This window comes from Pseudomonas sp. FP2335, assembly GCF_030687535.1.
In the GTDB taxonomy this organism is placed as follows: Bacteria; Pseudomonadota; Gammaproteobacteria; order Pseudomonadales; family Pseudomonadaceae; genus Aquipseudomonas.
This window is the reverse complement of sequence record NZ_CP117437.1, coordinates 4,122,362-4,135,796: the sequence shown is the minus strand read 5'-3', so window position 1 is coordinate 4,135,796 and position 13,435 is coordinate 4,122,362. Positions and strand designations below refer to the sequence as shown.

The following is a 13,435-nucleotide window of genomic DNA, read 5'->3' as shown; positions in this document are numbered from 1 at the left end:
CTTGAAACGGAGCTGCCCATGTTCGAATCCGCCGAAATCGGTCACGCCATCGACAAAGACACCTACGACGCCGAAGTGCCCGCCCTGCGCGAAGCCTTGTTGGAGGTGCAGTACGAGCTGCAACAGCAAAAGCGCTTCCCGGTGATCATCCTGATCAACGGCATCGAAGGCGCCGGCAAGGGCGAGACGGTCAAGCTGCTGAATGAATGGATGGACCCACGCCTGATCGAGGTGCGCACCTTCGACCAGCAGACCGATGAAGAACTGGCCCGCCCACCGGCCTGGCGCTACTGGCGACAGTTGCCGGCCAAGGGGCGCATGGGCGTGTTCTTTGGCAACTGGTACAGCCAGATGCTGCAAGGCCGGGTGCACGGGCAGATCAAGGACGCCCGCCTGGACCAGGCCATCGCCGGCGCCGAACGCCTGGAAAAGATGCTCTGCGATGAAGGCGCGCTGATCTTCAAGTTTTGGTTCCACCTCTCCAAGAAGCAGATGAAGGCACGGCTCAAGGCCCTGGCCGACGACCCGCTGCACAGCTGGCGCATCAGCCCGCTGGACTGGCAGCAGTCCGAGACCTACGACAAGTTCGTGCACTTTGGCGAGCGCGTGCTGCGCCGCACCAGCCGCGACTATGCGCCGTGGCATGTGATCGAAGGTGTCGACGCCAATTACCGCAGCCTCACCGTGGGCAAGCTGCTGCTCGAAGGCATCCAGAACGCCCTGAAACTGCCCAAGGGCAAGGCCAGCGGCATGAACCCGGCGCCGTTGATTGCGTCGGTGGACAAGAAAAGCCTGCTCGACAGCCTCGACCTGAGCCAGCGCCTGGAAAAGGACGATTACGAAGAACAGCTGATCACCGAGCAGGCGCGGCTGTCCGGCCTGATGCGCGACAAACGCATGCGCAAGCACGCGCTGGTCACGGTGTTTGAAGGCAACGACGCGGCAGGCAAGGGCGGGGCGATCCGCCGTGTCGCGGCCGCGCTCGACCCGCGCCAGTACCACATCGTGCCGATCGCCGCGCCGAGTGAAGACGAACGCGCCCAACCGTACCTGTGGCGCTTCTGGCAGAAGATCCCGGCGCGCGGCATGTTCACCGTGTTCGATCGCTCGTGGTACGGCCGCGTGCTGGTGGAGCGTATTGAAGGCTTCTGCACCTCCGCCGACTGGATGCGCGCCTATGGCGAAATCAATGACTTCGAAGAGCAACTGCGCGACGCGGGGGTGATCGTGGTCAAGTTCTGGCTGGCGATCGACAAGGACACTCAGTTGGAGCGCTTCCAGGCCCGCGAGGAAATCCCGTTCAAGCGCTTCAAGATCACCGAAGACGACTGGCGCAACCGTGACAAATGGGATGACTACCGTGGGGCCGTCGGCGATATGGTCGACCGTACCAGCACTGAAGTCTCGCCCTGGACGCTGGTGGAGGCCAACGACAAACGCTGGGCGCGGGTCAAGGTGCTGCGCACCATCAACCTGGCGCTGGAGGAGGCGTTTGCCAAGTCCGACAAGCACGCCAAAAAGAAACACAAATAACCGACTCGTGACGGGCCCCCGCCTTGCCTGTTGTAGTGAGCGGGCTTGCCCCGCGCTGGGTGGCGAAGCCGCCCCAAACCCAGGCACCTCGGTCTTCCTGATACACCGCGGCGGATCGATTTTGGGCGGCTTCGCCACCCGGCGCGGGGCAAGCCCGCTCACTACGGGGATGGCGGTTCAGCAGGGGATGATTTTTGTCCCCATGCTTTTGCATACGCCGGGTGAATGATCGTCGCGGTTGGAATCAGCTGGATCTATGCTCGATCCATCTCCCAACAATGACAAGATCGAGGTAGCCCATGCGTGAAGTAGTGATCGTCGACAGCGTGCGAACCGGCCTGGCCAAATCCTTTCGCGGCAAGTTCAACCAGACCCGCCCCGATGACATGGCGGCCCATTGCGTCAACGCGCTGCTCAGCCGCAACGGCATCGACCCGGCCGCCGTGGAAGATTGCATCGTTGGCGCGGGTTCCAACGAGGGCGCCCAGGGCTACAACATCGGGCGCAACGTGGCGGTATTGTCGCAACTGGGCACCGGCACGGCGGGGATGACCCTCAACCGTTTCTGCTCGTCGGGCTTGCAGGCGATTGCGATTGCGGCCAACCAGATTGCTTCGGGGTGCAGCGATATCATCGTTGCCGGTGGAGTCGAGTCCATCAGCCTGACCATGAAAAGCGTCAACACCGACAACCTGATCAACCCGCTGCTCAAAGAGCAGGTGCCGGGTATCTATTTCCCCATGGGCCAGACCGCCGAGATCGTCGCCCGCCGCTACAACGTCAGCCGTGAAGAGCAGGACCTGTACGCCCTGCAAAGCCAGCAGCGTACGGCCCAGGCTCAGGCCGATGGTTTGTTCGACGATGAGATCGTGCCGATGGCGGTCAAGTACAAGGTCGAGGACAAGAACACCGGTGCGGTGCAGATCCTCGACGGTGTGGTCGACCGCGACGATTGCAACCGCCCCGATACCACCTTGGCCAGCCTGCAAGGCTTGAAGCCGGTGTTTGCCGACGACGGTTCGGTGACGGCGGGTAACTCGTCGCAGTTGTCCGACGGTGCGTCGATGACCCTGGTGATGAGCCTGGAAAAAGCCCTTGAGCTGGGGCTCAAGCCCAAGGCGTTTTTCCGTGGTTTCGCCGTGGCCGGTTGTGAGCCGGACGAAATGGGCATCGGCCCGGTGTTCTCGGTGCCCAAGTTGCTCAAGGCCAAGGGTTTGCAGGTGGCGGACATTGATCTGTGGGAGTTGAACGAAGCGTTTGCGTCCCAGTGCCTGTATGCGCGCAATCGTCTGGAAATCGACAATGCCAGGTACAACGTCAATGGCGGTTCGATCTCCATCGGGCATCCGTTCGGCATGACCGGTTCGCGGCAGGTGGGGCATCTGGTGCGTGAGTTGCAGCGGCGCAACCTGCGCTACGGCATTGTCACCATGTGTGTGGGCGGCGGCATGGGGGCCACCGGCCTGTTCGAAGCCGTACGCTAAGGCTACTGAAGAAACCGGATCAAATTGTGGGAGCGGGCTTGCTCGCGAATGCGGTGTGTCAGCCAATACAAGCAGCGACTGACACCCTGCATTCGCGAGCAAGCCCGCTCCCACATTTGAACTGCAGCGTATCGCGAGTCGTGTTCTTGCCCCTAGAATGCGGCTCCACTTCCTCTGGCTTCTGGGGCACTCATGCACATCTCTTCCGGCCGCTGGGTCTATGGCTTTCTGTTGACCCTGCTGACCGCGTTCCTGTGGGGCATCCTGCCGATCAAACTCAAGCAGGTGCTGCAGGTGATGGACCCGATCACCGTCACGTGGTTTCGCCTCACCGTTGCCGGTGGGTGTCTGTTCTTCTACCTCGCACTGACCAAGCGCCTGCCCAGCCACAAGGTGCTCGGCCCCAAGGGCGGCTGGCTGGTGGGCATGGCCGTGTGTGGCCTGGTGGGCAACTACGTGTTGTACCTGGTGGGCTTGCAACTGCTCAGCCCCGGCACCGCGCAATTGGTGGTGCAGATGGGCCCGATCTTTTTGATGGTCGCCAGTGTGTTTGTGTTCAAGGAGCGCTTCAGCCTGGGCCAGGTGCTTGGCCTGATCGTGCTGATCTGTGGCTTTGGTTTGTTCTTCAATCAACGCCTGGAGGAGTTGCTGACGTCCCTTGGCGATTACACGGCGGGCGTTCTGACCGTCCTGCTGGCCACCACCATTTGGGTGTTCTACGCCTTGGGCCAGAAGCAATTGCTCACCGCATGGAATTCGCTGCAAGTGATGATGGTGATCTACCTGTGTTGCGCCGTGTTGCTTACGCCGTGGGCACACCCGTTGGAAGCCTTGGACCTGAGCCCGCTGCAAGCATGGCTGTTGCTGGCGTGCTGCATGAATACCCTGGTGGCTTACGGTGCGTTTGCCGAAGCATTGGCGCATTGGGAAGCCTCACGGGTCAGTGCGACTCTGGCGCTCACGCCGTTGGTGACTTTTGCTGCGGTGGCGGTGGCAGCGTGGTGGTGGCCGGATTATGTGCAGGCCGAAGAGATCAACGCCCTGGGGTATGCCGGGGCGTTGGTGGTGGTGCTGGGCTCGGCGACCGTGGCGCTGGCGCCTTCATTGATGGCCGGGCTCAAGGCCCGGCGGTTGCGCATGGCGTCTTAGGCTCCCAGCATGTTTTCCGGGCGCACCCACAGATCGAACTCGGCATCGGTGAGGTAGCCCAGCGCCAGGGCGGCTTCCCGTAGCGTCAGCCCTTCGGCGTAGGCTTTCTTGGCGATTTCGGCCGATTTGTCGTAGCCGATATGCGGGTTGAGCGCTGTCACCAGCATCAGCCCGCGCTCCAGGTGTTCGGCCATTTGCCCGGCGTCGGGCGCAAGCCCAGCCACGCAATGTTCCTGGAAGTTGTTGCAGCCGTCGGCCAGCAGACGGATCGATTCCAGCAGGTTGTGGATGATCACCGGTTTGTACACGTTCAACTGCAAGTGACCCTGGCTGGCGGCGAGGCCGATGGTCACGTCATTGCCCAGCACCTGGCAGGCCAGCATCGACAGGGCTTCGCACTGGGTCGGGTTGACCTTGCCCGGCATGATCGAACTGCCAGGCTCGTTGGCGGGCAACTTGACCTCGGCAAACCCGGCACGCGGGCCGGAGCCCAGCAGGCGCAGGTCGTTGGCGATCTTCATCAACGCCACCGCGAGGGTTTTCAGGGCGCCGTGCAGGGTCACCAGCGGCTCATGGCCGGAGAGGGCGGCAAACTTGTTCGGCGCGGTGACGAAAGGGAGCCCGGACAGCGCCGCCAGCTCGGAGGCAATCGCCTCGCCAAAGCCATGGGGCGCATTCAGCCCGGTGCCCACCGCCGTGCCACCCTGGGCCAACTCGCACACCGCGGGCAGGGCGCTGCGCACGGCGCGTTCGGCGTAGTCGAGCTGGGCGATGAACGCCGAGAGCTCCTGGCCGAAGGTGATCGGCGTGGCATCCATCATGTGGGTACGGCCGGTCTTCACCAGCTTCATATGCCGTGCAGCCTGTTCGGCCAGGCCACCGGAGAGGGCGGCAATGGCTGGCAGCAAGCGTTGGTGTATCGCCTGGACCGCCGCAATGCTCATCGCCGTGGGAAAGCAATCGTTGGAACTCTGGGAGCGGTTCACATGGTCGTTGGGATGCACCGGGCTCTTGCCCCCACGGGATTTGCCCGACAGCTCATTGGCGCGGCCCGCGATGACTTCATTGGCGTTCATGTTGCTCTGGGTGCCGCTGCCAGTCTGCCAGACCACCAGCGGGAATTGGTCGTCGTGCCTGCCTGCGAGGACTTCGTCGGCGGCCTGTTCGATCAGGCGGGCGATGTCGGCGGGCAGGTCGCCGTTACGGTCGTTGACCCGCGCGGCGGCCTTCTTGATCAGCGCCAGGGCGTGCAACACCGCCAGCGGCATGCGTTGCTCGCCGATGGCGAAATTCACCAGTGAACGTTGGGTCTGCGCGCCCCAGTAAGCGTCATCCGGGACTTCTACGTCTCCCAGGCTGTCGGTTTCGATACGGCTCATCGGGCACACTCCTTGAGATCGGTTTGCGCAGTTTAGGCCGTGATCGGCCGGTGGGGTTCCCTAAAAGACTTTTCATCGGATTCATCCGCGCGGAATCCTCGCCCGGCAAGGCCCGGGGTTGAGCCGCGAGGTTTTTTAGGCGCAGAATGGGCGCCCTTGGGGTCTTACCTCGCCTGCTAGAAAAGGAAACTCGATGACTCGTCTTCGTGCCATCTGTACCGCGGTTGCTCTGGTTTGCGCCAGCGGCCAGGTTTTTGCCGATACCGCCAGCCACAACGCCAGTGCCGAAGCCTTCCTTACCCTGGCCCACGCCGACAAGCTGGGTACCCCGGTGTACATGCAAGTGCAGCAAATGTTCGCCCAGCGTTTCGAACAGACCAAGGCTCCTGCCGCCAAGCAGTCCGTGCTGGACAGCTACCAGGCCAAGGCCAACGCCGCCCTGGACAAGGCCATTGGCTGGGACAAGCTGAAACCGGACATGGTCAAGCTCTACACCACCAACTTCAGCGAATCCGAACTCAAGGACCTGGTGGCTTTCTACCAATCGCCATTGGGCAAGAAGGTCCTCGAAAAAATGCCGCAACTGACCCAGCAATCGGCCCAGATGACCCAGGCCAAGCTGGAAAGCGCCGTGCCGGTGGTGAACAAGCTGTTGGACGACATGACCAACGAGCTGGCGCCGAAAGCCGCCGCACCGGCCAAGAAGAAGTAAGCAGGAATGACCATGCAACAGCGTATCGAAACGGCGCTCGCCGCCCTGGGCCCGGACCACTTGAGCGTGCTGGATGAAAGCCACATGCACAGCCGTGGGTTGCAGACCCACTTCAAGGCCGTGCTGGTCAGCCCACAGTTCGAGGGGCTTAACCGCGTCAAGCGCCACCAGAAGGTCTACGCCACCCTGGGTGACCTGATGAGCGAGTTTCATGCGCTGGCGCTGCATACCTACACGCCTGAAGAATGGGCGAAAATCGACGCAGCCCCGGCCTCGCCGACCTGCGCCGGCGGGCATGATTGATGATCGGGTGTCTCTGACACCGGGCATTTGTTAGAATCCGCAACGCGCCGCTCAGTCGGCGCGTTTTTTTTTGCATCCGGTTCACCCTTTACGAGGGTAGCCACCTGGAGAGAACACCCATGACTCAACCGATTGTCGTGGCGGCACTGTATAAGTTCGTCACCCTCGAAGATTACGTCGCCCTGCGCGAGCCACTGCTGCAGGCGATGGTCGACAACGGCATCAAAGGCACCTTGCTGATCGCCGAAGAAGGCATCAACGGCACCGTTTCCGGTAGCCGCGAAGGCATTGATGGCCTGATGGCCTGGCTGAAGAACGACCCGCGCATGGTCGACATCGACCACAAAGAATCCTACTGCGACGACCAGCCGTTCTACCGCACCAAGGTCAAGCTCAAGAAAGAGATCGTGACCCTGGGCGTCGAAGGCGTCGACCCGAACAAGAAAGTCGGCACCTACGTGGATCCGCAGGACTGGAACGCATTGATCAGCGACCCGCAAGTGCTGTTGATCGACACCCGCAACGACTACGAAGTGTCGATCGGCACCTTTGAAGGCGCAATCGACCCGAAAACCACCAGTTTTCGCGAATTTCCCGACTACATCAAAGCCAACTTCGACCCGGCCAAGCACAAGAAAGTCGCCATGTTCTGCACCGGCGGTATTCGTTGCGAAAAGGCCTCCAGCTACATGCTCAGCGAAGGCTTCGATGAGGTGTATCACCTCAAGGGCGGCATCCTGAAGTACCTCGAAGAGGTGCCGCAGGCCGAAACCAAGTGGCAGGGCGACTGCTTTGTTTTCGATAATCGCGTGACCGTGCGCCACGACTTGAGCGAAGGCGACTACGATCAATGTCATGCCTGCCGCACACCCGTGAGTGTCGAAGACCGCGCGTCCGAGCACTACGTGGCCGGCATCAGCTGCCCGCATTGCTGGGACAAGCTGCCGGAGAAGACCCGCCGTAGCGCGATCGACCGGCAGAAGCAGATCGAGCTGGCCAAGGCCCGCAATATGCCGCACCCGATTGGCTTCAACTACAAGCAATCCCCTTCCGAGGCCTGAGCCATGTCCGCGCGCTTGCTCTATGTAATGGACCCGATGTGTTCCTGGTGCTGGGGGTTTGCCCCGGTAGCCGAAGCCTTGGTGGAGCAGGCCCGGGCCGCCGGTGTGGAACTGCACCTGGTGGTGGGCGGCTTGCGCACCGGCAGCGGTGCGGCGTTGGAGCCGACCACGCGGCGCTACATCCTCGAACACTGGCAGGCGGTGACCGACGCTACCGGCCAGCCGTTCAAGCGCGAAGGCGCGTTGCCCGACGGTTTTGTGTATGACACGGAGCCTGCGTGTCGCGCCATCGTCACCGCGCGCAGCCTGGCGCCGGATTGTGCGTGGACGTTGCTGGGGCTGATCCAGCGCGCGTTTTATGTCGAGGGCCGCGACGTGACCCTCGCCAGCGTGCTGGTGGACCTGGCCGAACAGGCGGGCATCCCGCGTATCGAGTTTGCCGGTGCCTTCGACCGTGCCGAGCAGCACGCGGCCACGGCTGCCGATTTCACCTGGGTGCAGGACCTGGGCATCGCCGGTTTTCCGACGCTGCTGGCCGAGCGCAATGGCCAGCTGGCTTTGCTGACCAACGGCTACCAGCCGCTGGCCGAGCTGTCGCCGCTACTGGGCCGATGGCTGGAGCGAGCCACCTGTGCATGAACCGGCCCAGCGCACTGATCGACTGACCTGGGCGGAGATCCGCCGCCTGGCCCTGCGTCACAAGAAATCCCTGTGGATCGCCAATGGCGTCGCCGTCCTGGCGACCCTGTGCAGCGTGCCTATCCCGCTGCTGTTGCCGCTGCTGGTCGATGAAGTGCTGCTCGGCCACGGCGACGCCGCGCTCAAGGTGATGAACCACGCGCTGCCGCTGGGCTGGCAGAAAGCCGCCGGTTATATCGGCCTGATGCTGCTGGTGACGTTGTTCCTGCGCTGCGGCGCGCTGGTGTTCAACGTGGTGCAGGCGCGGCTGTTTGCGCGGCTGGCCAAGGACATCGTGTACCGCATCCGCGTGCGCTTGATCGAGCGGCTCAAGCGCATCTCCCTGGGGGAATACGAAAGCCTGGGCAGCGGCACGGTCACCACCCATTTGGTCACCGACCTGGACACCCTGGACAAATTCGTCGGTGAAACCCTCAGCCGTTTCCTCGTGGCGATGCTCACCCTGGTGGGCACGTCGGCGATCCTGGTGTGGATGCATTGGCAGCTGGCGCTGCTGATCCTGCTGTTCAACCCGTTGGTGATCTACGCCACGGTGCAGTTGGGCAAACGGGTCAAGCACCTGAAGAAACTCGAGAACGACAGCACCTCGCGGTTCACTCAAGCCCTGACCGAAACCCTGGATGCGATCCAGGAAGTGCGCGCCGGCAACCGCCAGGGGTTTTTCCTGGGCCGCCTGGGCCAGCGCGCCCAGGAAGTGCGTGACTATGCGGTGCACTCGCAGTGGAAAACCGATGCGTCCAGCCGCGCTAGTGGCTTGCTGTTCCAGTTCGGCATCGACATCTTCCGCGCGGCGGCGATGCTCACTGTGCTGTTTTCCGACCTGTCCATCGGCCAGATGCTCGCGGTGTTCAGCTACCTGTGGTTCATGATCGGCCCGGTGGAGCAACTGCTTAACCTGCAATACGCCTATTACGCGGCGGGCGGCGCGCTGACGCGGATCAACGAGCTATTGGCAAGGGCCGACGAGCCGCAATACGCCGGCGGCGAAGACCCGTTCAGCGGGCGGGAAACGGTCGGTATCGAAGTCCGCGGGCTGAATTTCGGCTATGGCGAAGACCTGGTGCTCGACCAACTGAACCTGGCCATTGCGCCGGGCGAGAAGGTCGCGATCGTCGGCGCCAGCGGTGGCGGCAAGAGCACCCTGGTGCAGTTGCTGCTGGGGTTGTACACGCCGCAGGCGGGCAGCATCCGCTTCGGCGGTGCGACCCAGCAGGAAATCGGCCTGGAGACCATCCGCGAGAACGTCGCCGTGGTGCTGCAACACCCGGCGTTGTTCAACGACACCGTGCGCGCCAACCTGACCATGGGGCGCACCCGCAGCGACCAGGCCTGCTGGCAGGCACTGGAAATTGCCCAGCTGGATGCTACCGTCAAGGCACTGCCGATGGGCCTGGACAGTGTGGTGGGGCGTTCCGGGGTGCGGTTTTCCGGCGGCCAGCGGCAACGCCTGGCGATTGCGCGGATGGTCCTGGCCGAGCCGAAGGTGGTGATCCTCGACGAAGCGACTTCCGCCCTCGACGCCGCCACCGAGTACAACCTGCACCAGGCGCTGGCGCGGTTTCTCAGCGGGCGTACTACACTGATCATCGCCCACCGTCTGTCGGCGGTTAAGCAGGCAGACCGGGTCTTGGTGTTTGACGGCGGGCACATTGCCGAGGATGGTGATCATCAACAACTGATCGCCGACGGCGGGCTGTACGCAAAACTTTATGGACACTTGCAACAAGTGCGTTGATTTAGCCTAGGCTGAGCTATCGGAAGCGGTTTTTCGCGTGCGTATCCAGCGGTGCATGTGCAAGGGACTTCATGAAGCAAAAGCGGACTCTCGGAACGCCTCGGCTGTTGGGCATTGTGTGGCCCTTTATCGCCGTCGTGCTGTTCCAGGCATTGTTAGGCTGCGTCAGTCTCTACGTGCTTTCGGCCGTGCGCGGCTACGTGGCAGGCGAAAGCTTGTGGTCCAAGGGCCAGAAAGATGCCATCTATTACCTGACCCTCTACGCCGACAACCGCGACGAAACCACCTACCTCAAGTACCAGCAAGCCATCGCCGTGCCCCAGGGCGGGCATGAACTGCGCATCGCCCTCGACCAACCCGCTCCCGACATCGCCGCCGCCCGCCAGGGCATCCTCAAGGGCGGTAACCATCCCGACGATGTCTCCAGCCTGATCTGGCTGTACCTCAACTTCCGCCATTTCAGCTACCTGGAAAAAGCCATCGAGCTGTGGACGGTCGGCGACGGCTACCTGCTGCAACTGGATGACCTGGCCCAGGAAATGCACCGCGCGATCCGCGCCGACCACCTCAGCGGCAACGACGTGCGGCAATGGAAGGCGCGCATCACTGCGATCAATGAAGGCGTGACGCCGGCCGCCAAGGCCTTCAGCGACGCCTTGGGCGAAGGTTCGCGGATGATTCTGCGCCTGCTGCTGATCACGAACCTGGCGACCGCCCTGGGCCTGATCGTGCTGGCGCTGTTGCGCACCCACAAACTGCTGGCCCAGCGTCATGCGTTCGCCGACGCCTTGCAGGCGGAAAAGGAGCGTGCGCAGATCACCCTGGAGTCGATTGGCGATGGGGTGATCACCACCGACGTCGATGGCGCCATCGCCTACATGAACCCGGCGGCCGAGGCGTTGACCCACTGGAAGTCGGCCCAGGCCCAGGGCCTGCCCCTGGCCGCGTTGTTCAAACTGCTCGACGAAAACGCCGAGCCCGACGGTTTTACCCTGATCGATCACATCATCAAGGGCCGGCTCAGTGGTGGCAGCGAGCATTCCAAGCTGATCCAGCGCCTGGACGGCAGCACGGTTTCGGTGACGCTGGTGGGGGCGCCGATCTGCAGTGCCGGCAAGGTCAGCGGGGCCGTGCTGGTGCTGCATGACATGACCCAGGAGCGCCAGTACATCGCCAACCTGTCGTGGCAGGCCACCCACGATGCGTTGACCGGCCTGGCCAACCGTCGCGAATTCGAGTTCCGGCTGGAGCAGGTGCTGCATCACGTGGGGCGCCAGCAGAACCCACGGCATGCGTTGATGTTCCTCGACCTGGACCAGTTCAAGCTGGTCAACGACACCTGCGGCCACGCAGCGGGCGATGAACTGCTGCGGCACATCTGCGCGCTCCTGCAATCGGACCTGCGCGACGGCGACACCCTGGCGCGCCTGGGCGGCGACGAGTTCGGCATCCTGCTGGAAAACTGCCCGGCGCCGGTGGCGGAGAAAATCGCCGAGAGCCTGCGCCATACCGTGCAAAGCCTGCATTTTGTGTGGAAGGGCCGGCCGTTCATGACCACCGTCAGCATTGGCCTGGTGCATATCTCCCAGGTCCCGACCACCCTGGAGACGTCACTGCGAGCGGCGGACATGGCCTGCTACATGGCCAAGGAAAAGGGCCGCAACCGGGTGCAGGTCTATCATGCCGACGATTCGGAACTGTCCCTGCGGTTTGGCGAGATGGCCTGGGTGCAGCGCTTGCACATGGCCCTGGAGGAAAACCGGTTTTGCTTGTACGCCCAGGAAATCGCGCCCCTGGGGTATACCGATGGCGGCACCGGGCATATTGAAATCCTGCTGCGCCTGCATGACGAAGGCGGTCGCATCATCTTGCCCGACAGTTTTATCCCGGCCGCCGAGCGCTATGGCTTGATGACCTCGCTGGACCGTTGGGTGGTGGATAATGTGTTCAAGATCATCGCCGACTGCATGCGCGAGCGGCCGGGCCTGCCCATGGCGATGTGTGCGATCAATCTGTCGGGTATTACCATCGGCGATGACGACTTTCTCGGCTTTTTACGTGAGAAATTCAATAACTACGGTATACCGCCGGCGATGATCTGTTTTGAAATAACCGAAACCAGTGCTATCGCCAACCTGGGCAGTGCAATTCGCTTTATTAATGAACTCAAAGCCTTAGGTTGTCATTTCTCGCTCGACGACTTTTGTGCCGGAATGTCCTCATTCGCTTATCTCAAACATTTACCTGTAGACTTCCTGAAGATCGATGGAAGTTTCGTAAAGGATATGCTGGACGACCCGATTAACCGCGCCATGGTCGAAGTGATCAATCACATCGGCCACGTCATGGGTAAGCGCACAATTGCCGAGTTTGTTGAAACACCGCACATCGAACAGGCGTTGCTTGAGATTGGTGTGGATTACGCTCAGGGCTACCTGATAGAACGCCCGCAATTGTTTACCTTTGATAGCTTGCAGTGTCGACCTGTGCGACCGCAGCCCCTGTTATTCAGGGCGCCCGGCACATTCCGCTGAAACATACGCTGGTCTGTACTATCACACTAAAAAAGGAGCCTTATAGTGATCGACACATTCAACAGAACCGGCCCGCTAATGGAAGCCTCAAGTTACCCAGCCTGGGCACAGCAATTGATCCAGGACTGTAGCGAGAGCAAGCGCCGAGTTGTCGAGCACGAACTGTACCAGCGCATGCGTGACAACACGCTCAGCGCCAAGACCATGCGCCACTACCTGATCGGTGGCTGGCCGGTGGTTGAACAGTTTGCGTTGTACATGGCACAGAACCTCACCAAGACCAAGTTTGCCCGCCATCCTGGGGAGGATATGGCGCGACGTTGGCTGATGCGCAATATTCGCGTCGAGTTGAACCACGCCGATTATTGGGTGCATTGGGCGCGTGCCCATGGGGTCAGCCTCGAGGAGTTGCAGGCGCAGAACGTGCCGCCTGAATTGCATGCGCTCAGCCACTGGTGCTGGCACACCAGCTCGGCCGATTCGCTGATCGTGGCCGTGGCCGCGACCAACTATGCAATCGAAGGGGCGACGGGGGAGTGGTCGGCCGTGGTGTGTTCCACCGGTGTCTACGCGGCGGCCTTCCCCGAAGAAGAACGCAAGCGTGCGATGAAGTGGCTGAAGATGCATGCCCAGTACGACGATGCCCACCCGTGGGAAGCACTGGAAATCATCTGCACCCTGGCCGGGATGAACCCGAGCAAGGCCTTGCAGGTCGAACTGCGCCAAGCCGTATGCAAGAGCTACGACTACATGTATCTGTTCCTGGAAAGCTGCATGCGCCTGGAGAAAGAGAAAGCGCCTGCGGCCGTGCGTGAGCGCCCGATGCGCGTCGCCAGCGAGGCGTGA

At 62.0% G+C, this 13,435-nt stretch carries 11 protein-coding genes; 10 read left to right on the top strand and 1 reads right to left on the bottom strand.

Features of this window, described 5'->3' with window-relative positions:
* The first annotated feature begins 18 nt into the window (after nucleotides 1–18).
* From pap to PSH81_RS18550, 3 genes are all read left to right on the top strand, one after another.
* Nucleotides 19–1,533 carry a polyphosphate:AMP phosphotransferase gene (gene pap / locus PSH81_RS18560; RefSeq protein WP_226455060.1) on the top strand — a complete coding sequence of 505 codons (1,515 nt, stop codon included), beginning with the start codon at nucleotides 19–21 and terminating at the stop codon, nucleotides 1,531–1,533.
* 299 nt (nucleotides 1,534–1,832) lie between these two features.
* A complete protein-coding gene (locus PSH81_RS18555) occupies nucleotides 1,833–3,017 on the top strand; it encodes a thiolase family protein (RefSeq protein ID WP_305391268.1) in 1,185 nt (394 codons plus the stop codon).
* A 192-nt stretch (nucleotides 3,018–3,209) separates the two neighbouring features.
* A complete protein-coding gene (locus tag PSH81_RS18550; RefSeq protein ID WP_305391267.1) occupies nucleotides 3,210–4,166 on the top strand; it encodes a DMT family transporter in 957 nt (318 codons plus the stop codon).
* Here the strand turns inward: PSH81_RS18550 and PSH81_RS18545 are convergent.
* Nucleotides 4,163–5,545 (bottom strand): class II fumarate hydratase, encoded by a 1,383-nt coding sequence (locus tag PSH81_RS18545; RefSeq protein ID WP_226455062.1) that lies wholly within the window; start codon nucleotides 5,543–5,545, stop codon nucleotides 4,163–4,165. The two genes, PSH81_RS18550 and PSH81_RS18545, sit on opposite strands and share 4 nt — an antisense overlap.
* A gap of 193 nt (nucleotides 5,546–5,738) precedes the next feature.
* Between PSH81_RS18545 and PSH81_RS18540 the strand changes: the two genes are divergently transcribed.
* The 7 genes from PSH81_RS18540 to PSH81_RS18510 all read left to right on the top strand — a co-directional run bounded on the left by PSH81_RS18540 (nucleotide 5,739) and on the right by PSH81_RS18510 (nucleotide 13,435).
* On the top strand, nucleotides 5,739–6,257 hold the full coding sequence (locus PSH81_RS18540; RefSeq protein ID WP_192296904.1) for a DUF2059 domain-containing protein: 519 nt from the start codon (nucleotides 5,739–5,741) through the stop codon (nucleotides 6,255–6,257).
* 6 nt (nucleotides 6,258–6,263) lie between these two features.
* Entirely contained in the window at nucleotides 6,264–6,560 is a 297-nt protein-coding gene (locus PSH81_RS18535) for a BolA family transcriptional regulator (protein ID WP_192296903.1), read from the top strand.
* A gap of 119 nt (nucleotides 6,561–6,679) precedes the next feature.
* Nucleotides 6,680–7,621 carry a rhodanese-related sulfurtransferase gene (locus PSH81_RS18530; RefSeq protein ID WP_305391266.1) on the top strand — a complete coding sequence of 314 codons (942 nt, stop codon included), beginning with the start codon at nucleotides 6,680–6,682 and terminating at the stop codon, nucleotides 7,619–7,621.
* 36 nt (nucleotides 7,622–7,657) lie between these two features.
* Nucleotides 7,658–8,260 (top strand): DsbA family protein, encoded by a 603-nt coding sequence (locus PSH81_RS18525; protein WP_305392790.1) that lies wholly within the window; start codon nucleotides 7,658–7,660, stop codon nucleotides 8,258–8,260.
* Nucleotides 8,253–10,055: an ABC transporter ATP-binding protein gene (locus tag PSH81_RS18520; protein WP_192296901.1), complete on the top strand. Its 1,803-nt coding sequence runs from the start codon at nucleotides 8,253–8,255 to the stop codon at nucleotides 10,053–10,055. Before PSH81_RS18525 ends, PSH81_RS18520 begins: the two co-directional genes overlap by 8 nt.
* A 71-nt stretch (nucleotides 10,056–10,126) precedes the next feature.
* Entirely contained in the window at nucleotides 10,127–12,589 is a 2,463-nt protein-coding gene (locus tag PSH81_RS18515) for an EAL domain-containing protein (RefSeq protein WP_226455065.1), read from the top strand.
* Nucleotides 12,590–12,667: 78 nt separating this feature from the next.
* A complete protein-coding gene (locus tag PSH81_RS18510) occupies nucleotides 12,668–13,435 on the top strand; it encodes a TenA family transcriptional regulator (RefSeq protein ID WP_370694921.1) in 768 nt (255 codons plus the stop codon).

Excerpts from the sequence above, each read along its gene's own strand:
- pap (WP_226455060.1), top strand. The coding sequence starts at position 19 with ATGTTCGAATCCGCCGAAATCGGTCACGCCATCGACAAAGACACCTAC.
- PSH81_RS18555 (WP_305391268.1), top strand. The coding sequence starts at position 1,833 with ATGCGTGAAGTAGTGATCGTCGACAGCGTGCGAACCGGCCTGGCCAAA.
- PSH81_RS18550 (WP_305391267.1), top strand. The coding sequence starts at position 3,210 with ATGCACATCTCTTCCGGCCGCTGGGTCTATGGCTTTCTGTTGACCCTG.
- PSH81_RS18545 (WP_226455062.1), bottom strand. The coding sequence starts at position 5,545 with ATGAGCCGTATCGAAACCGACAGCCTGGGAGACGTAGAAGTCCCGGAT.
- PSH81_RS18540 (WP_192296904.1), top strand. The coding sequence starts at position 5,739 with ATGACTCGTCTTCGTGCCATCTGTACCGCGGTTGCTCTGGTTTGCGCC.
- PSH81_RS18535 (WP_192296903.1), top strand. The coding sequence starts at position 6,264 with ATGACCATGCAACAGCGTATCGAAACGGCGCTCGCCGCCCTGGGCCCG.
- PSH81_RS18530 (WP_305391266.1), top strand. The coding sequence starts at position 6,680 with ATGACTCAACCGATTGTCGTGGCGGCACTGTATAAGTTCGTCACCCTC.
- PSH81_RS18525 (WP_305392790.1), top strand. The coding sequence starts at position 7,658 with ATGTGTTCCTGGTGCTGGGGGTTTGCCCCGGTAGCCGAAGCCTTGGTG.
- PSH81_RS18515 (WP_226455065.1), top strand. The coding sequence starts at position 10,127 with ATGAAGCAAAAGCGGACTCTCGGAACGCCTCGGCTGTTGGGCATTGTG.
- PSH81_RS18510 (WP_370694921.1), top strand. The coding sequence starts at position 12,668 with ATGGAAGCCTCAAGTTACCCAGCCTGGGCACAGCAATTGATCCAGGAC.